Source organism: Enterococcus lemanii (assembly GCF_016909125.1).
GTDB classification, from domain to species: Bacteria; Bacillota; Bacilli; order Lactobacillales; family Enterococcaceae; genus Enterococcus_I; species Enterococcus_I lemanii.
The window spans coordinates 1-19,579 of sequence record NZ_JAFBFD010000031.1; the positions used below are offsets into that span (position 1 = coordinate 1).

The window sequence follows — 19,579 nt, forward strand, 5'->3', positions numbered from 1 at the left end:
CATCCTCTGCGCGAGCACTCTTCGTTTTTAACATTTTTTTGAAAAGTAAATTATCTGAATATTCTTATTTTATTTACGCACCATTAGTGAATTAAAATATCGTTTGCAATTAGCTTTCTTCTTCGAACCTTTTCACCTGATTCAGTAAAGTACAAAATTGCTAACTTGAAAAATAAACTATGATTATTTACCTTAATTGGTGATATATTTATAGCATCAAAATTGCAATACGGTAATTCTTTCTTTAAATACTCACCCAGTGAAAACAGAGGATAGTGTTGAGGAGCAAGTACACAAATATCTTTTTCATGAATGCCGCTTTCAATCTTTTCCTTTATTATATTTTTTATTATGTTGGGTAAATCCTCCTTAGTAACTTTGCAATCATAACTTATAAAACCACGGTCGTTTTTATTATTCCCTCTGCTTTCAATCTCGTAAGGACAACTCTGAAAATTAGAGTAGAAGTCTACTAATCTCTGATTAGACCTGTAACAGCCATGTAGCGTCTTTGATTGAAAAGTGTGACTAGTTAGCATTTCTAGTTCTTCAACTGATTTAGCTATACCATCTAATGATCCATAAATTGCTTGGTCAATATCTCCAACAAACATTGACTGAATTTGAGGGTTGTTTTGAAGTAATTTAGCTATTACATTGTATTGTAATTCTCTAGTATCTTGAAATTCATCCACATAAATCGCCCTTATATTACTAGCAATATTACGTGCAACGTTACTGTTTACAGTTAAAATTTTATACGCTACTAGTAAAATCATATCAAAATCAATTTCTTTATTTTTTTCCAACATAGTGTGATACATTTCAGAAACTTGAGTATACTGAACTTCATTAATTTTAAAATCATGAGAAAGTGACAAATCAATTTTGTTCAGTTCATACGTTTTGAGATTTAAATTCAGCATATTATTAATTTGGCTGACGTAAGCTCTTTGAGTATAATCATCAATAATTGTAAATCCTTTTGATACTCTTGAGAGATTCATTTTAAAAGGATAAATAATAAATTCAAGACAAAACTGATGTATTGTCCCCACCCAAATATTAATATCATCATCTATACTAAGTAAACTTAGGCGTTCCTTAATTTCTTCAGCAGCTCTATTAGTGTATGTGATAGCAATTATTCTTTTTAGTGATCCATCGTGTTTAATTGCTTGGTAAGCAATTTTCCTTGTAAGTACCCTTGTTTTCCCACTCCCAGGACATGCATTTACATAAAGGTTATCTTCACTTTCCACAACATCTTTTTGTTCTAAATTTAAATCATTTACGATTTTTTCGAAGATATTTGTCATTTTGAAACCTCAGCATAAAGTATTTTTGTGTAATTTTCTATCTGATTGATTAGATACACAACATCCTCATCTTTACCAAAGTACTCTAATAAAGAAATTATTGCTATATTCAAATCAGCTGTATCACTTGTTTTTAAACTAGCTGATAAAGCTGACAATTCTGTAGTTTCCTCGTACAAGTCGATTGTATGGAGTAGAATTTTTTTATAAATTGAGAGATCTACTATTTCCTGACATGCAAAAGCAATAGCATTAAGAATATACTTAGGAATTTTGATTAAAAAGTCAATTTTTTCACCTAACTCAATTGCAAACCACCCCTTACCAACATGATTGGCTAGTTTTAACATCGCTAAATTTCTTTCTAAATATTGTTCACTTTGTATTTCTTCTTTATAAGCAGTTATTGTTTTTTTATCTTTGAATGCGTCATCTATAATTGGACTGACATAAGTTAGAATATTTTCTTTATTCACATCTAAAAACTCAATTTCAAATGTTGTATTAGCATAAAAACAATTAACCCAATTGTTTTCATTAAAAAGGGAGGATAATTTTTCTTTTCTTGCTTGACCTTTCTCTTGTGCAGTGCTTTTATACAATCGATGTTCTGATGGGATTGCCTGTTCATCTAAATCAGTTACAATAGCACACTTTCTCTGTATTCTATCATCGTCAAACAAGCTAGCGATATATTCAAACGAAGTACTACCAACATTAATCAAACCTATTCCAAGTTCGTCTAAGTTTATACCAAATAATTTTTTTACTATTTGAGGAATAAGTATTTCTTCAGCATCTCCTTCAACTAAGATAACACCTTTAGAAAAAAGCAATCCATTTCTTTTAACATCTAAATATCTCTCTACTGCGTTTATTAGATTTAGATTGTTCTTTTTTAACTTTTCTTTAGCAAATGAGTTCAGATTATTTGCTGGATTCATAACGATAGATTTGCCATTAAACGATTTTAATACATTCATCCGAGATATTTCAGACACTTCAGCTAAATGTACAGAATGTGTGGTCATGAGAATCTGAGTATAGTTTTTTTGAAGATTTAATCCTTCGAACAGAGTTTTTTGAATATGATGATGAATATGAGCTTCTGGTTCTTCAATCAACATAATATTAAGTAGTTCTCTTGAACGACACGCTTCAAATTCGACTATTTTCAAAGCTAAATAAATCATATTTAGATGTCCTAACCCTAGTAAGTCTAAGTCGATATTTTGTTCTGGCTTCATTGAAAGAAATTTTGCTAAAGAACCCATATCATCTGACATAGTTGAGGAAAGAAGAAGATTAGGAGAATACACTGAACCAATTATGCTATTTAGTTGCCGATTAATATTTTCGCCAATTTTCCTAATTTCAGGAACACTGGTAATAGTCTCATTTAATTGCTGTATAATTGTTTTTAATGACTCAACATTATCTGATGATATTTTTGATTCAATTGTTTCCATGATTCTTTTGACAGGGTTTCGATTGTTTTTCATTTCTCTAAGAACATCTCGAAGAGCGTCAACATAAACAACCGAAATATGCTTGAAAATATCTGACATGTCAATTCTTGAGCCCAAAAGAGCTTCATCGTCTTCTTCAGGATTACTAGCTATATTGTCATTGAGTCTTCCTACCAATTTATCATAATTTTCATTGATACAGAAATTTAGATTTGATTTAGATGTGTAGTAAAATTCATAGTCGGATAGACGAATAGAATTTCTAAATTCGTTAAATTGATGAGAGTCTAATTCAGTGGAAATATCAAATAATTGCTTTCTAATAGCTTTGTTAGGTCTAATAAATAGAGAAATACTACCTACACCTTTATCTGCATTTGAAATCAATTCTTCTAAGATTGTTTGACTTTCAGAATTTAAAGAAATGGAAGCACAAATCTCATTGTCAAATTCTTCTTCGCTGATTCCTTCAAATGTCGCAGAGATAATAATCCAATGCCCTTGCCACCCATTTTGAATTCCATGAAAAAAATCTGATTCTTTCAGTGTTTTACTACTATAGTAATAACTATCATCTAATAAGATTCTCAATGCAGTAAGAGCATTGGTTTTCCCTGAATCATTCTCACCTATAATAGTATTTGTCTCATTATCGAATCGAAAGATTTCGGATTCATAATTTCTAAAATTTCGAATTTGAAGAGTAGATATAAACATAAGCAGATCTCCTAACTATTTAATTAATATGATTATATAGTAAGTTTATCATAAATTATGTTAGTAAAAGTTCTCATTATAAGGGAGCGTCAATAATTTTGTGTAAATGATTCTTCCCTACTGCAGATTGTTTCTAATTCTCAATCAGTTGGCTTAGCATTTGTTCAAGTTCGCCTTCGGCCTGTTGAAAGCCTTTATGACTGCGACCTAGGAATTTTTGGTTGTAAGTATCAAAAGACGAGACTAAGAAACGTTCCATCGACTCTTCGTTTTGGAACTGTTCCTTGCGGTGGCTGTATTTCTTGATTTGCTTATTAAAGGATTCAATCAAGTTCGTAGAATAAATACTCTTGCGTATGGCCAAGGGGAAATCATAGAAAGTGAGCAAGTGATCGTTCGAAAGAATCGATTCAACCACTTTTGGATAGCTGGTTTTCCTTTTTTCCGCAAAAGCACCACGTGCTTCCAACGCCACCTCTTTAGATGAGGCTTGATACACCATTTTAAAATCATCACAGACTTCCTTACGATCATCGACACGCACTTTGTGACTGATATTACGGGAAACGTGTACACAACAATGTTGAAAACGAGCTTTGGGATAGAACCGACTAATCGCTCCTACCATCCCCTTTAAGCCATCCGTGATGAACAGGAGGACATTTTTCAAACCGCGCTCTTGAAGGTCCAATAAAATTTCCTCCCAAATCGTGATGGATTCAGTCGGTGCAATCGCATAGCTCAATACTTCCTTTGATCCGTCCGGGCGAATGCCAACTGCGATATGAATAGCTTCCTTGGCGACGGTTTTCCGCTTTAACGGAATATACGTTGCGTCCATATAAATAGCAGCATAACGGTCATGAAGCTCCCGCCCTTTAAACGCCGTTACCTCTTCTGTAAATGATTTTGTTATATTGGACATGGTTTGGGGCGTGTAGTAATGCCCATACATTTTCTCAATCAAGTCTGCGATTTCCGACATGGTAATACCTTTTCGGAAGAGGTGAATGACGGTCTCCTCTAACGTGTCATTCGTCCGTCTATAAGCAGGAACAGTCTGTTGCTTGAACTCACCATTGCGGTCGCGCGGAATCTGGAGATGAAGTTCCCCATACTCGGTCTTGACCGTACGGTCATAGGAGCCGTTACGAGAATTACCCGTGTTAAAACCAATGCGATCATACTTTTCGTAATCTAGGAAAGCCGTTAACTCCGTTTTGAGAAGCGTATTGACTGCTTTCTCCAAATGGACACGGAATAATTCATTCAAATCGCCTTTGTTCGCTAGAGTCTTTAGAATTTCTGTAGTAAAATCGTTCATAGGGAAGTCCTCTCTTCTGTGAATGTGTTGTGGTAACTCTATTCTACAGAAGGGACTTCCTTTTTTCTATTTACACAAAATATTTTACACTCTCCATTATAACAATTGGGTTAAAAAGAAAATAGATAGTATTCTACCTCATATTTATTTGAAAGTAATATATAAAAGACGTTCAAATTCGAACGCCTCTCGTTAACCAAATATTGGATTCAGAATCTAGTTTTCATATATAAACAGAGTATGATTAGGTGCAAAAATTGCACTTTTATTGCACTTTTATTTTTATTTATAGTGTTTTACTGTTCTGTATATTGTTTTAACTCCCTTGATAGTATCGCATTCTGTTTTATACACTTTACGTTGAAAACAGAGTGGGAATAAAATAAGAAAAAAGCCTAGAAGTTGTTAAATCAACTTTTCAAGGCTTTTTTTGTATTTCGGTAGTTGTTTTGGTGACTATTATTATAGCAATATTTGTTCATGTTTTTACATGTAACTTTATTCCATAAATTTCTTATCAATCTCTAGCACACTCTGTAAATGATACCTTTAAAAATCCATAAAAATGCGTTTTACTGAGTCAAGTAATCGATAATTAGGGCGCTACTTGCTTTAGTGAAAATAGAGAAAATAAATAAGCATATTTTTGAACACAGTTGTATTCGCATATGGTATAATCCTGACTTTGACACTTTAAAATAAAAAAAGGGGTCTAAACGTTGATTTATTAACGCTTAGACCCTTTTTTCTAGGGAGCTATTTTGTAGTAATTTTTCTTGATTTTGTCTCCTTGAAAATTTTTTTAAATTCTTTTTGTGGAATAATTTGATAGTCCGTCCGAAAACCAGCTTGTTGATGAAGGTCATCGGTTAAGTTTGTCCGTGTATAAGTCGGAATCATTCCTTCCCCGTCAATACGATAAAAAGTCATCTCACGTAATGTTTCAATAATCTCACCATACGTATAATTCTCCGGAAGCCGTTTTTCTAACAGCCTGAATATCATCATAGAGATAAAACAAGTAATAAAGTGAGCGTGAATACGATCTTCTCGACTCAAGTATACGGGACGTGCTTCAAATTCACTTTTCATAATTCGAAACGTCTCTTCAATTTCCCATCGATTATGATTGATTTTAATAATTTCTTCCACGGTATCTTCAAGATTCGTGCAAACACCATAAAAACCATCGTATTGTGCTTCTTTATCAATTACCGTTTCATCGAGGCCAGTCTGCTGTTTATCTGCGACTTCCCCATTTTTTGTCACATGCGTTTGTTTAATGAAACGACGGACGTCATTTGGGTTCTTACTTTTCTTAAGTACTTGACCACTATCAATTAGCCTTTGCGCGCGCGTGACTTGTCTTTCACGAATTTTTTCTTGATAATGCTGATATTTTAAGGAATAAGTGACAATCAGTCGTTGTTCTAATCCATCCTCAAGAATCCAGCGTTCTTTGTAAAAGATCGCTTTATGATTCGCTAGCACCTGAATCTCTTCAAGTGAATATTCTTTTTTTGAAGTACTTCCACTTAATTTCCAACCCGTGGTAGCCAGTGCCCAACTTTTTAAATGTTTTTTTAACTTTTTGATTGATTGAGTCGTAATAAATGCCCGTCCTTGAATATCGTTAAATTTCCGATTTGCAGTAGAAGATAAGCCTGCATCTGTACAAACGATAAATTTAGACATAGAAAAATCATCTAACAGTTTTCTTTCTAACGGTTTTAGCGTTGTTTGTTCATTGGCGCTTCCGCGTGCTAAGTCAAAAGCGAGCGGTAGACCATCACCATCCATAAACAAGCCCATTTGTACAATCGGGTTTGGCCGATTTTCTTTTGATTTTCCGTATTTTCTAAGTTCATCTTCTTCTTCAATTTCAAAGAAAAAATTTGTGCAATCATAATAAAGGATCCGATTATTTCGAGGCCTAACTTTTTGACTATTTTTGTACAACTGCGATTGAATACGGGTACTTTCTTTAGAAAGAACCGCTAACGCACGGTAGAAATGGTGAAGTTCTACTTGGGGCGCTTCTAAGTATTTATGCATCGTATAAAATGCTTCTCGTTTAGATCCTGGATAAAGAACACGTGAAAAAATTAATTGCGAAAGAATACCATTGAGGTCAAATTCAATTTTGTATTTCTCTTGGATTGTTTTACAAATTTTATCTAGTTCCAATTGATAATAGAGTTGTTGTAAAAATAAGTAACCCCCGTTGAAAGAAACTTGATCTCCCATCGAAATTTGTTTGGTAGGAGAATATTGAACAAGGATTTCTTTTTGTTGTTGTTTTTCTTGTTTAGTTAAATCTTTTGCCCGATTTTTAGCCCATTCATAAGGATCTTGTCCATTTGCTTTTTGAATCACTTCCTCTAGTGTTCCTAATTTTTCAACCACTTTTGAAGTGCTTTTTCCATTTTTTCGGTAGGACTTTGTAATAAAAAAAGATTCAGAGTTTTTTGTTTTTGTTATTTGTAATCGCATAATATCACCTTCTTAAGTCTATTATATGATAAAATACTACAAATTACTACAAATAAAATATAAAATTTGACAGAAAAAAATAAGCCACATCAAGGCTTAAAGCGATTTTTTTCAATTACAAGTGTCAAACTCCCGAGGAATTTAAAGAACTTTATAAAGAACAATATAAAATCGAAGCAAAAAATGGCGAACTGAAGAACCAATATGATTATGAGACTGCACAAAGTTGTGGTTTATTAGGCATGACTATTCAAGGAGCGAGTACGCTCTTTTTAGTGAATATGAAACGAATACTGAAGTTAGAAAGAGAAAGGGGAGCGAAATAGCTAGCGATTCCTCCTATTTTTTTAAAAAAAATGAAAATAAACGAGAAACTTTGGCTACTACCAAAATTCCTCGCTCATTTATAGTGACTTTTTCAACAGCTTCGCTTGATGATTGATTTTTTACCAAGTTTCCCCCGACTTATTTTATTCAAATTTGGATAGAACACTATTTAACGTAGAGCCTAAAAAAGCCCAACCTATTCGCAGTAGGGTGGGCTCTTGTGTTGTTATGCAACACAAATCTTATCACTTCGCAAAACAATTATAATCTAGATCCAATAAAAATCAAATTATTAAATACCCGACAAACAAACGTCTATTTATTAAATGCAGATAAATGCTCCAAAAAAAGTTAAATTACGTTCTTCAAAATCTTATTGAATAATCCCATATCTTTTCGACAATCGTTCCGTAATAAAACGCAGTTCGTCTCAACTATTCCATCGGTTTCTTCTAAAATAATAGACACTGTAACTTTTCCACCATAAGAGATTGAATTAGAATCTGTACTAAAATTTTGAAGATACTTTAGTACTGTAAGCTTTTTGTGTCATTTTAGCCATTTCTTATTCCCTTAAATTAAGTAGTTTATTTTTTATAAGGACACTCATCTATGATTCAATACTATTAGATATCTTTGAATAATCAATTTTAGTTAACGTGTACGTCAATTCAATAAAATTTGATTCTCGCATTGAGTCAGTCTTCTTTTTTTCTGTTAAGCTAAAATTCAATTTTTTTAGTAAGCCTATACTGGAAACATTATTTTCATGTACATTTGCAACTATTTTATCGATGTTCAAGTTCAAAAATGCAAAATTGATTATTTCTGAAACACTAGTATATGCAACACCTTTTCTCCAATATTTTTTGTTTACTGTATAACCAATCTGACAAAAATCGCCTTCATCTGATAATCTTAAGCTTAGATTTCCGATAATTTTACCAGTTTTTTTTAGTTCAATTCCATATCTCCCAAGTGGTTGAGAAAGATTCCACACCACGAGCATTTGTAAGCTCTCTTCAAGACTCTCATGTGCAGGATAATCGTACTTTAATGTCTCATCATCACTTGTTATCTCGTGATAATCGATAAGGTCATTAATCTCCAACGGTCTTAAAATAAAATCTTCTAGATAAAGAATCTTATTTTTAGCTAGAGCAACTAGATTATTGTTTTTTCTATCCGTCAAACAAATTCCTCCTTCAAATTATGTTGAAAAAATCAACTTTCTACTATCAATAGCTATTATAAGCCTTTAACTCATTTTAGTAAGTCTCAATAACTTTGCCGTAAAAATATTTTACTACCACTTGTTCTTCTTTTCTCTTCGGTAACAAAACACTTGACGTCAAACCCAAAAAGAATCATTCAGCCAATCCCTAACGCAATACACAAATTTTTAAACGCTCATTTCTTAATTCTCTTTAAAAAAACGCGTGCCGTTTGCTAACATCTTCAAACTTACTTCTCGGTAATCGGTATACAAATTATAAATAGCATCTTCTGATAGGACACCACGCGGAAGGTCTACGGGAATTTCACGTCGATTCTCTGCTTCTAAATCTTCTTGTCGTTGATTAGAATGATAATAATCCATTAATGAGACAAACTCATCGGAATGCTCTTCAAAAAAACGCAATAATTCAGCTAATTCTTGAATTTTTTGATCGAATTGATTTAAAATATTTTCGTACTTGGTGATATGATTATAATTTTTTTCATTTTCCATCGGTTATTCCCCTCGCTTTATTTGCTGTTAACTCATCTTTTTTCAACGTTTCGATGCATGCAAACAATCTTACTAGAAAACATAGCTAAGACTTTATCAAAAACCTTTACGATGCAAGTTGTAAGAATATCCTACTGGTGTACCAACTGTTAGAATCATCACGACTAGAAATAACCATGTTTGTTGAAAATAAATATTACCAACTAAAATAAAGCCGCCAATAAAAAACAACCATGCGGCAAGTCGATGGGTTTTATTCCAGTTTTCCTTGTTATTTAATGTCCAAGGGATACGAATGCCCACTGTGTAATTTTGCTTCACTTGATGAAGGTAATTGCCTAAAAAGATAAACAACACGCCGAGTAAGCCTTGCGCAAGTACGGATGATTTCACCTCATATCCTAGAGCTACTCGATAAATCGCCGTCATCATACCACCTGTTAAAACGGGTGTTATCCACAACAATCCTTTAAAAAGATATTCTTCAATATTTTGCCGTTTCGGGTCTGCCGAAATCCCTAAAAAAGTCAGCCAATGAATCACTAATAGAAAAAGCGGTAAGCCAAAAACGACCATTGGTTTACTCGCCCAGCCATCTGGTTGGTTTTGAGTATTAAAATGGATAGCGATTTCTTCTGGTAATTGTTGCCATAAAAATAGCCCTGCGACACTCGCTAATACGATTACCATTGAGGTTAAAAGCATTGTTTTGATGTATTTGTTTTTATTCATGTTTTTTCCCTTCTTTCAAATTCATTAACCATGACATGATTTCATCGACTAAGGTTGTGTTTAAGTCATAATAGATATAATTTTTTTCTTTTTCTTCCCAAATTAAGTTTGCTTTTTTTAAGATACTCAAGTGATAAGAAATCGTCGCTGCGGTCATGGAAAAATGACTCGCAATCTCACCAGCCGACATTCGACCATTTTTTAAGAGCTGTAAAATTTCTCTTCGTGCAGGGTCTGCCAAGGCTTTAAAACTTTTTTCAAATCCCATTTAATGAACCTCCTCCCTCTATTTAGATATTTTTCTAATTAGATATCTATCTAAATTAGACCATCTTATGCTTAAATTGTCAATCAAAAAAAACGACTATCTGTAAAATGCAGATAGTCGTTTCTTTCAGTTTGTTGAGCGAATGATTTTCTTTCCAAGTAAAAAACGTGACAAATAGCTCTCTTTGCAACTTTCACTTTTAATGATACGAAAAAAACATTTTGCTGTTCCAATCTTGCTAATCTAAAAACAACTGGTCGTTTATTTTTTTTTACGCTACTACTAGTCTCTATGCTAAAAAGCCAAGAACAGCTTTTTTGTTCTTGGCTTTTCGCATAGAGAGCAATTCGAAATCACTTTTTCCTATTCTACCGTGTCACTAAACCATTAAAGCAAACAAAATAGCCAGCAAAATCACCTAGACGTTTTCTCGGTGCATCGCCTTTTACTAATTGTTCGTACCAAGCCACCTCGCGTTCTTTTATGCTCATATAACGATACAGTGGGGTAAGCGTGGCCATATAAGCGTTGTGCAAGCTTCCATGGCATCACTTTTTGCATTTCCACTGTTCATAATCAATCCCATAATTGCTTCTAGGTTTTGTTCTTGCATGAGCTTATTCACCAACTTTTTAAAGTTTATTCATAATTTTTTCTGCTTGTTCAAGAACCTTTTCTCCATCCATCCGACCGTAATCAGTCATATTAATTACATCAATCGGAATTCCTTTTAATCCGTATTTTTCTTCAAACTTCCCTTTCATGAATCGAACCTGTGGGCCTAAGAGAATAACATCAATAATTTTTGAAGCTACTTGTTGATCTGCTTCTGAAGCAGAAACTGCAAATATTTCAGCAACAATTTTTTTATTTTGTGCAGCTTTTTGCATTTTAGTAACCAATAAACTAGTACTCATCCCAGCAGAACAAACCAACATAATTGTGCGTTTAGACATACACTTTTCCTCCCTCTAATCCTCTTCACTTTGATTTTCAAGTTCCAGATTTTTTTTATCTAAGATTCGAACAAAAGGATAATAAATTGCAGCTGAAAGCGGAACCATAAGTAGCTGTATCAGCCCTAACTTCCAACTTCCCTGTAACAAACCAGATAAGAAAATCGGAGCACCAAATGGTACTTGCATTCCAATCGGTATTGGTAAAATGTTAGTAATTGTTAACAGATATCCTAAAACAACACATACTATCGGAGATATAATGAAAGGAATTGCAAGAATTGGATTCATCACGATTGGCAATCCAAAAATTAACGGTTCATGAATACCAAAAATTGATCCTGGTGCACCTAATCGGCCAATAACTTTAAATTATTTACTCTTAGTAAAAAATAATAAAACAATAATTAATCCAAGCATTGGCGACAGATTAGCATACATCCCCCAAAATGATCCCGTCACGATATTGGGCATTGCTTCTCCTGCTTGATAAGCTGCTAAGTTTTCTAAATCTAACGCAGTCATTATTGGTCTAATAACTGCTAAAACAACAATTGCTCCGTGAATACCAAAAACCCATAATACTTGCATAATTAGCAACGCAATACATATTGACCAAATTGACCCACCTAAACTTTGTAGCGGAATTTGTAAGATTGTATAAACAAATTGATGGAAACTACCAAATGTTGTTTGAGCCCAAATTGCTGAAATAACGGTAAATATAATTGCAACAAAAACTGCAGGAACTAATCCAGAAAATGTTTTTGAAATGGTCGGCGGAACACCATCTGGCATTTTAATCGTAAAGTTCTTATCGACAAAGAAAACATATAATCTTGCTGAAACAATTCCTACAATCATTGCAGCAAATAACCCTTTTGCACCCAACCAATCAAATGTTAATGCATTTACATTCAACTCTCCAACTTCAAAACTTGTAATTGGGGTTAAAACTAAAAATGAGAATAATGAGACAAAACCTGGTATCATTCCTTCTTGATCTAACAAGGTCGCCAGTCGATAAGCTATTGAAAAGGCTGCATAGAGCGCTAATGCATTAGTTGTAAAGGTAGCTGGTAAGGCAATAAAAGCTTTTATCGGAGCAATAAACGTTTGATAAGATCCAACTTGCATTGAAGACAGTAAGGTACTGAATGCTCCTATAATCATTATTGGCAATGTCGACATTAATCCATTAGAAATTGCCTGCATATAAATATTTTGTTGAATTTTACTTGCATAGTACTGTCCTTTTTCGGTGAATTTTTCTGCAAATGTCATTTCATTTTCCTCCTTAATTAACTTGGTTTCTTAACCAACAGCAACACATCTTCTTGACCTGAATGAATTTTAAAAATCGTTTCTCCATTTTTAACTACGAATGTTGGTTCCAATAAGTTTTTCGTTTTCAAATCAATTAAATAAATTTCAAAATCACTAAAATCAGCTGATACTCGAATTGTCGTATTACTTGGAATATAGATTAAGTGATGTTTTTGTTGTTTAGAAGATGCTACTCGAATTTGTTCATTCGCTCCAACTAATAATTGATTATTAGGAATTAACTCATCAATCTGATTCATTTGTAAAATTCCTTTTATAAATCCATAGTCAAACGCTCCAGGTAATTGTAATGCTTCTTGCCAATACATCGGTGTATCAAATGCTTCTCCCGTATTTTCCGCAAAATTTGTGTTCATTCCATGCCAGCTCCATACACCATGCGCTCCATAAGTTATACCCGCACATGCTCCTGACAATACTGACTGCCAAGCAGCTTGGCGAACATCTAATTGTTTAAATCGTCCATATTCTCTTCTCGCATACCCCATTTGTTCATAACAAGGTTCAGAATTAACAATTGGTAACTTTCGCTCCATCTTATAAAATTGCTCAGCTAGATAATACGGCATGTTCAAAAACGAACGATTATGGCCAGATTGATACAAGAGTAAATCTAAACGCCTTAAAATTTCTTCTGGAATTTCTTCTTGACGTCCCTTAATATGAACCGTCTTCAATGTATTAGGCGAATGCTTTTCGAAATAATCAAATGCTTCTAAGTAAGTATCAATCGTTTCTTTTTCTGGAAAATCAGTATCTCCTGCTATAAAATAAATTGGCGAAAAAGAATCAAACGTATCGATTACTTTTTTAAAATAATTTTCAAAATATTCCCTTGGAAAAACATTTTTTCTCCTATCTAAATTGCTTGCCCAAGTTCCTTCAACATAGTTCGACCATAAAACAACTAGAGCTAATGTAAAGCCTCTATCATCTGCTATCTTACATAGTTTTTTTGCACGTTCAAAATAACTATCATCTAATTCTTTAAAGTCATAAACACCATTTTTTTTTGAAAAAGGAAGTTTATCAAACGTTCCTCTACTTCGATCCCATTGAGGTAGGATATTAATTTGTAAAGTATTGAATCCTTGAGTTTTCCTTTTTTCCAAATAAGTCATCCACTCTTCTTCACGAATACTTGTAAACGCACTCCAACAAGTGTCTGCTAAATAAAAAAAATGCGTACCATCTCTCAAAAGTGTTCGTTGGTTTTGATTCACTGTGACTCTCATTTTAACACCTCTTTATTATTCTTTTACTTCATCAATGTATGGGCTTAACCATCCTTCACATAAATCAAACCATTTTCCTACGTGTTGGTTGTAATGACTTGGCTTTCTAGCAGTTGTTCGATCACCTAACGCTAATCCGTGTTCTCCTTTTTCAAAAATATGCATTTCAAACGACACTTGATTTTCTTTTAATTTCCTAGCTAACTTCAAGGAATTATCAACATCTACAAGAATATCCTCAAACGTATGCCAGATAAACATTGGGGGTGTTTCTGCATTGACATAATTTAATAAATTCATTTTAGAAATCTCTTGTTTCCCTGGTTTTTTAACTCCAAAGAAACGTTCATTTGCTGTATGAGGTGTCTCAATTAAACTCGAAGCAAAACCTAATTCCCCTTCTGGAAAAGACTCTTCTACATAAACTAATGGATATCCTAAAATACATAAATTAATTTTCATATCCTCTGGTGTTAGCCCCAAACGATTTGATAACATTGGATCATTCCATCTCGTTGCCATGTGTAGCGCTAGATGACCTCCTGCAGAAAAACCACAAATAATAATCTGTTCCTCATTAACAAGCCACTCATTCGCATGCTTTCGTACATAATAAACTGTTTGGGCAGCCTCATCCAATGCATTATCAGGAACACCTATCACCTTATCTTCTGTGGTATACCAGAGAACGACGCTATTCAATCCAATACTATTAAACTTTAACGCAATTACTTCTGCCTCTCGATCACTAGTAAATGCATACCCTCCTCCCGGACATACAATAACCAACGGTCTTTTTTTGCCAATATTGTACTCATTAGAATTGTGTAATAAATACGTATCAAAATAAGCATGGTTATTCAATTGAATTCGTTCATTCCTCATTTAACCCTCTCCTTTTTTATGAAAATCGCTGTATCAAATCATTCCATTTTTTATATTTATTTTTAATAATCGTATCACCATTTATTGGAAAATAGACTTGCTCTCCTACTGTTGTGATTGGTATGTTACCAGTCGCCATTCGTAATGTTCCGATGGCTGAGTATTCCTCGATGTCACTAACTATCACTTTTTTATTTAAAAGTGTGGCTAATTGTGCCATTAGCGCTTTATTTTTAGAAATACCTCCATCGACGAAGACCTGTGGAATCGTTAGTTGAGAAACTTCTTCCATCGTATCAATTACCGACTTAATTTGAAATATTAAACTTTCTAAAACCGCTTTCAATAAATCTGTTTGTGTTGTTGTCCGCTTCATTCCTAAGAAACTAGCGGTCATTTGATTATTCCAGTAAGGTGCACCCATTCCAAGTAATGCAGGAATAAAATATACTTCTTCTTGACTAATGTCGAAACATTTATTACATTGATACGCGATTTCCTCTACTTTAGCAATCTGACTGCCAAACCAATTTAATGCATCGCCGCATGAACGAATGATGCCTTCAAGTGCATAGGTCGTCTCTTGGGTATCCTGCCATGCAAGTGTTGTGAGAATGCGTGGATCACGAATGTTTTTCTTTTCCTTTACTTGCATTAGAATGGAACAGCCAGTTCCCATCGTAATTTTGACGTCACCACAATTGATACAGTCCTCACCGTACAATGCGGCCTGTGAATCAGCGAGTACTCCTTGAATTGGAATTCCCTGATACTTTCCAAAAAGAGCATTCGCATTACGAATTTCTGGAAGATCTTTACGAGAAACATCAAACAATTCAAGTAAATCTTCGTCCCAATCGTTCTCATGAATATTATATAGTAGTGTACGGCAGGCATTGCTAGCGTCCGTCGCAAAAACTTCACCTTCTGTCATTTTCCAAATCAACCACGCATCCATTGTTCCGATAGCTAATTCGCCGGTTCCTGATTTTTCTTTGATTTCTGGATATTCGTCCATTAACCACTTAATTTTACTACCGGAAAAGTATGGATCAATTCGTAATCCCGTTTTTTCAGAAACGAGTGATTCTTTGCCTTCTCCAATTAACGATTCACAGATAGCTGTACTGCGATTACATTGCCAGACCATCGCATTGTAGAGAGGCATACCTGTTGTTTTATCCCAAATAATAACCGTTTCTCTTTGGTTTGTTAACGAAAGCGTTTGTATTCCCTTACTTGAAAGACGGTTTTCCTTTAATGCCGTTACAAATAATTCTTCTACATTTCCCCAGATTTCGAGCGGGTCATGTTCGACCCACCCAATCTGTGGATAAATTTGCTCGTGCTTTCGATCATAGCGTTTTATTATTTTTCCTTCTTGAACAACTAATAATTTCGTTCCCGAGGTGCTCTGATCCAAAACAAGTTGCGTGTGTTGCTGCATGCTAGTCACCGCCTCTTAACAGTTCTTCAGCAGTTTTTGCAAGTGAATCACCATCTAAGCCATAGTGACGAAAAAGCTCTGGACTAGATCCTGTAACCAAGGCCTCATCTGGAAAGGCAATAATTTTTTGGAAAACATTTGTTTCTTCCGCTAAGGTTTCTGCAACTGCTGCTCCAAGCCCATTATGGATACTATGTTCTTCAACAGTAATTACTCGTTTCGTTTTTCGCGCAAGTGTTTTAACTGCGTCTTCATCAAACGGCTTTAAAGTATGAACATTTAAAACACCTGCAGAAATCCCTTTTTCTTTTAGAATTTCAGACGCGTTCATCGCTTGACGAACCGTTTCACCCGTTGCAATAAAGGTTAATTGATCCCCTTCTAACATTTCTACTGCTTTTCCAATTGCAAATGAATACTCACTATTCTCATAGCAATCTTCGACAGGATTTCGTCCAAGTCGGATGTAAGCAGGTTGATCTGAATGTGCGAGAGCTTCAAACATTTTCATCGTTTCAAAACGATCTGCTGGAACGAGAACCTGTAAATTCGGAATGGCACGAGTCACCGCAAAATCTTGAAGTGAGTGGTGGCTCATTCCTAATGCACCGTAACTAACGCCTCCACTAATACCAACAAGTTTTACATTTTTGTTGGAATAGGAAACATCCACTTTAATTTGTTCAATACTCCGCATACTTAAGAAGCACGCAGGAGAAGCAACGAATGGTCGTTTCCCCATATGAGCAAGACCAGCCGCGATACTGACAATGTTTTGTTCCGCAATTCCGACTTCGACTAATTGTTTAGGTAACTCTTTTGCGAACCCAGCCAACGAAGCCGAACCTCGTGAATCACTTGTCAAAACAAGAAGGTCTTGATTTTTCTTTCCTTCTTCAATTAACACTTCGCACATTGCTTGACGATTTGCGATTTTATTTTTCTCCACTGTTCAACACCTCCATCTGTGCATCTAGTTCTACAAAAGCTTGTTCTAATTGTTCTTGTGTCGGAACTTTGTGATGCCAATCAATTTTGTTTTTAGACTGTGAATACCCATTTCCTTTAATTGTATGCGCAATAATCATTTTGGGTTTTCCTTCTTGATGTGGTTGTTCAAACACTTGAATTAACGCATCAAAGTCATGTCCATCAACTTCATGCACATCCCAACCAAATGCGCGCCATTTTCCCGCTAGATTTTCAACAGCCATCACATCTTCTGAAGGGCCACTAATTTGTAGTCCATTTCGGTCAATGATTGCAGTCAAATTATCTAAGCCATAATGAGCAGCTGCCATTGCCCCCTCCCAAACAGACCCTTCTGCTAATTCACCGTCACCAAGTAAGGTGTACGTTTGATAGCTTTGTTGGTTCAATTTTCCAGCCAATGCAATCCCGACTGAAACAGGTAATCCATGTCCGAGAGAACCTGTATTCATTTCAACACCTGCTACTTCATTATTCGGATGTCCGATTAACCGAGAACCATACTGAGAAAACGTCGCCAACTCTTCTTTAGGAAAAAATCCCTTATCTGCTAAAACGGCCCATAGCGCTTCTGCAGCATGCCCTTTACTTTGAATATATTGGTCCCGATTCACCATCTCTGGTTTAGTTGGCGAAATATTCATAATACGATAATACAATGTCACGAGCACATCGATGCATGATAAATCAGATCCTGTATGTCCAGCTTTTCCTTGATATATCATTTGGAAAATTTCTTTTCTCAATTCAATCGACTTTCGTTTTAAATTTATGATTTCCATATTTATTCTCCTCTCAAATATGCTTGAACATCTTCTTCAATCGGATCATAAAAATCAGGGGTAATACCTAAATATTTACAAGCTTCATATAAAATAGGTACCACATTTTTACGTACTGCAGCAACATGATGAATATATGGTCCTTCAACTAATTTGAATTCTAATCGGTTTAAGTTTTCAAATTCTAGATATAGATACGTCCCTTGATTGTATGGTCCTTCAATTGATTTCGCCGTTCCCATTAATAGGGAGTATTCACCATTGTCGCCATCAAAACGACATAAAGTATATTCATCGTCAATCGCTTTAAAAGCAACTGAACCAGGATAATCAAAGACAAAGTGACGTTGTGGTAAAATCGGTTTCGTTTCTGCTGTTGAATAAGCAAATACACCTAAATGCTGTAACAATTCACCATTTTCGTTTTCTGGATGGCGGCAGTTTACATCTGCAAAAATTGCACGATGTTCACCCAATGAGGCTGCTTCAATTAATAATTCTGAAATTGCGCCATGCACATCCGTTTCACAAACAAATGGAATACCCTCATCTTGTAATAGTGATAAGGAAGCATATGGTAAAATACCAATTTCGTCTTGTAGTGCTGTCCAACACTGTAAAACACCTGCGTTACATCCATATTGCTCACATAAACTTTGCAAGGCAACTTTCAATGCAGCAATCATTTCTAAATCACGGTCTGAAATTTGAACTTCAGTATTCTTATGGAAATAATCGATGACACCCGCCACTTCTTGTGCACGGTTTTCTTTCACACGATCGATTTCCTTTACCAGTTCTTGTAACGGCACGGGAGATAGTGAAATATTGAAACGTTCTAATAATTCTCCTTCATTACAAATGACTGACCAAAAATCAAACGGTCTTGGTCCCACTTGTAAAATTCGTGTCGCTTTAAAAGTTTTAACCACGTTACAAACCTTAATAAAATCAAGCAACCCACGAGCAAATTCAGGTGAATCAATATCTGAATTTTTGATATATGTAAATGGAACTTTGAAACGTCGTAATACTTTTCCAATTGCAAATAAGCCACACTGTGTATCGCGTAATCGTGAGCCATCCAGCGCAGGTGTCTCATCTTTTGGCCCCCACAATAAAACTGGAACATCTAACTTCTTAGCTAAGCGTGCACAGGCATACTCTGTTCCGAAGTTTTCATTTGCTAAAAATAAGCCATCAATTTTTGCCGCTTTAAATTTTTCAGCAATTTTTTCAACACCTTCATCGTCATAAAGTAATCCATCTTCATTAATATCTAAAATATCAACGTATTCAATTCCTAATTCATCCATTTTTTCTCTAGTTAAATTTGCATATTCAATCGCTGCATCTGCACTAAACAGATTTCGTCTAGTCGGTGCAAAGCCAATTCTTACTTTATCCATTCTGTTCACCTCATTATTTTCTGTAAGCACTTTCTACACTTGAAGCATAGCATCGAAATTTAAACCGGACAAGATTAAAACTAAATTTATTTTTTATTTTCCTCTTATTTTACTAAACTAAGAGGAAAATATTAGATGGTAACGGTT

General features: G+C 34.7%; 17 protein-coding genes and 2 pseudogenes. All 19 read right to left on the bottom strand.

Going from position 1 to position 19,579, the window contains the following annotated elements:
- Positions 1-89 precede the first annotated feature (89 nt).
- Positions 90-1,319, bottom strand: a pseudogene (locus JOD14_RS09340) (UvrD-helicase domain-containing protein); the annotation flags it as partial.
- Complete coding sequence (locus tag JOD14_RS09345) at positions 1,316-3,505, bottom strand: ATP-dependent nuclease (protein WP_000470931.1); 2,190 nt, start codon at positions 3,503-3,505, stop codon at positions 1,316-1,318. The pseudogene JOD14_RS09340 and the gene JOD14_RS09345, both read right to left, overlap by 4 nt.
- Before the next feature lie 133 nt (positions 3,506-3,638).
- Positions 3,639-4,829, bottom strand: a complete 1,191-nt coding sequence (locus JOD14_RS09350; protein WP_000997693.1) for an IS256-like element ISLgar5 family transposase — start codon at positions 4,827-4,829, stop codon at positions 3,639-3,641.
- Between the two features lie 756 nt (positions 4,830-5,585).
- Entirely contained in the window at positions 5,586-7,322 is a 1,737-nt protein-coding gene (locus tag JOD14_RS09355; protein ID WP_204654565.1) for an IS1634 family transposase, read from the bottom strand.
- A gap of 937 nt (positions 7,323-8,259) precedes the next feature.
- Complete coding sequence (locus JOD14_RS09360; RefSeq protein ID WP_204654566.1) at positions 8,260-8,841, bottom strand: GNAT family N-acetyltransferase; 582 nt, start codon at positions 8,839-8,841, stop codon at positions 8,260-8,262.
- Positions 8,842-9,066: 225 nt separating this feature from the next.
- Positions 9,067-9,381 (bottom strand): DUF4298 domain-containing protein, encoded by a 315-nt coding sequence (locus JOD14_RS09365; protein WP_204654567.1) that lies wholly within the window; start codon positions 9,379-9,381, stop codon positions 9,067-9,069.
- A gap of 96 nt (positions 9,382-9,477) precedes the next feature.
- A complete protein-coding gene (locus JOD14_RS09370) occupies positions 9,478-10,113 on the bottom strand; it encodes an SdpI family protein (protein ID WP_204654568.1) in 636 nt (211 codons plus the stop codon).
- On the bottom strand, positions 10,106-10,381 hold the full coding sequence (locus JOD14_RS09375; RefSeq protein ID WP_204654569.1) for an autorepressor SdpR family transcription factor: 276 nt from the start codon (positions 10,379-10,381) through the stop codon (positions 10,106-10,108). Before JOD14_RS09375 ends, JOD14_RS09370 begins: the two co-directional genes overlap by 8 nt.
- A 368-nt stretch (positions 10,382-10,749) precedes the next feature.
- Entirely contained in the window at positions 10,750-10,917 is a 168-nt protein-coding gene (locus JOD14_RS09380) for a hypothetical protein (RefSeq protein WP_204654570.1), read from the bottom strand.
- A pseudogene (locus JOD14_RS13255) lies at positions 10,917-10,994 on the bottom strand (PTS lactose/cellobiose transporter subunit IIA); the annotation flags it as partial. The pseudogene JOD14_RS13255 and the gene JOD14_RS09380, both read right to left, overlap by 1 nt.
- Positions 10,995-11,013: 19 nt before the next feature.
- Complete coding sequence (locus JOD14_RS09385; protein ID WP_204654571.1) at positions 11,014-11,337, bottom strand: PTS sugar transporter subunit IIB; 324 nt, start codon at positions 11,335-11,337, stop codon at positions 11,014-11,016.
- A 15-nt stretch (positions 11,338-11,352) separates the two neighbouring features.
- A complete protein-coding gene (locus JOD14_RS13260) occupies positions 11,353-11,631 on the bottom strand; it encodes a hypothetical protein (RefSeq protein WP_239576158.1) in 279 nt (92 codons plus the stop codon).
- Positions 11,632-11,709: 78 nt separating this feature from the next.
- Positions 11,710-12,621, bottom strand: coding sequence for a PTS sugar transporter subunit IIC (locus JOD14_RS09390; protein ID WP_239576159.1), 912 nt, complete (start codon positions 12,619-12,621; stop codon positions 11,710-11,712).
- A 17-nt stretch (positions 12,622-12,638) separates the two neighbouring features.
- Positions 12,639-13,919: a glycoside hydrolase family 140 protein gene (locus JOD14_RS09395; protein WP_204654572.1), complete on the bottom strand. Its 1,281-nt coding sequence runs from the start codon at positions 13,917-13,919 to the stop codon at positions 12,639-12,641.
- Positions 13,920-13,934: 15 nt separating this feature from the next.
- Entirely contained in the window at positions 13,935-14,804 is an 870-nt protein-coding gene (locus tag JOD14_RS09400) for an alpha/beta hydrolase (RefSeq protein ID WP_204654573.1), read from the bottom strand.
- Positions 14,805-14,820: 16 nt separating this feature from the next.
- A complete protein-coding gene (locus JOD14_RS09405; protein ID WP_204654574.1) occupies positions 14,821-16,251 on the bottom strand; it encodes an FGGY-family carbohydrate kinase in 1,431 nt (476 codons plus the stop codon).
- Position 16,252: 1 nt separating this feature from the next.
- Positions 16,253-17,200 carry a transketolase C-terminal domain-containing protein gene (locus JOD14_RS09410; RefSeq protein WP_204654575.1) on the bottom strand — a complete coding sequence of 316 codons (948 nt, stop codon included), beginning with the start codon at positions 17,198-17,200 and terminating at the stop codon, positions 16,253-16,255.
- Entirely contained in the window at positions 17,187-18,023 is an 837-nt protein-coding gene (locus JOD14_RS09415) for a transketolase (RefSeq protein WP_204654576.1), read from the bottom strand. The genes JOD14_RS09410 and JOD14_RS09415 overlap by 14 nt, the downstream gene beginning before the upstream one ends.
- A gap of 2 nt (positions 18,024-18,025) precedes the next feature.
- Complete coding sequence (locus JOD14_RS09420; RefSeq protein ID WP_204654577.1) at positions 18,026-19,432, bottom strand: L-fucose/L-arabinose isomerase family protein; 1,407 nt, start codon at positions 19,430-19,432, stop codon at positions 18,026-18,028.
- Positions 19,433-19,579 lie beyond the last annotated feature (147 nt).

Bases quoted from the DNA above. Each gene is read 5' to 3' on its own strand.
- JOD14_RS09345 (WP_000470931.1), bottom strand. From the start codon at position 3,505: ATGTTTATATCTACTCTTCAAATTCGAAATTTTAGAAATTATGAATCC.
- JOD14_RS09350 (WP_000997693.1), bottom strand. From the start codon at position 4,829: ATGAACGATTTTACTACAGAAATTCTAAAGACTCTAGCGAACAAAGGC.
- JOD14_RS09355 (WP_204654565.1), bottom strand. From the start codon at position 7,322: ATGCGATTACAAATAACAAAAACAAAAAACTCTGAATCTTTTTTTATT.
- JOD14_RS09365 (WP_204654567.1), bottom strand. From the start codon at position 9,381: ATGGAAAATGAAAAAAATTATAATCATATCACCAAGTACGAAAATATT.
- JOD14_RS09370 (WP_204654568.1), bottom strand. From the start codon at position 10,113: ATGAATAAAAACAAATACATCAAAACAATGCTTTTAACCTCAATGGTA.
- JOD14_RS09375 (WP_204654569.1), bottom strand. From the start codon at position 10,381: ATGGGATTTGAAAAAAGTTTTAAAGCCTTGGCAGACCCTGCACGAAGA.
- JOD14_RS09385 (WP_204654571.1), bottom strand. From the start codon at position 11,337: ATGTCTAAACGCACAATTATGTTGGTTTGTTCTGCTGGGATGAGTACT.
- JOD14_RS09390 (WP_239576159.1), bottom strand. From the start codon at position 12,621: ATGACATTTGCAGAAAAATTCACCGAAAAAGGACAGTACTATGCAAGT.
- JOD14_RS09395 (WP_204654572.1), bottom strand. From the start codon at position 13,919: ATGAGAGTCACAGTGAATCAAAACCAACGAACACTTTTGAGAGATGGT.
- JOD14_RS09400 (WP_204654573.1), bottom strand. From the start codon at position 14,804: ATGAGGAATGAACGAATTCAATTGAATAACCATGCTTATTTTGATACG.
- JOD14_RS09405 (WP_204654574.1), bottom strand. From the start codon at position 16,251: ATGCAGCAACACACGCAACTTGTTTTGGATCAGAGCACCTCGGGAACG.
- JOD14_RS09415 (WP_204654576.1), bottom strand. From the start codon at position 18,023: ATGGAAATCATAAATTTAAAACGAAAGTCGATTGAATTGAGAAAAGAA.
- JOD14_RS09420 (WP_204654577.1), bottom strand. From the start codon at position 19,432: ATGGATAAAGTAAGAATTGGCTTTGCACCGACTAGACGAAATCTGTTT.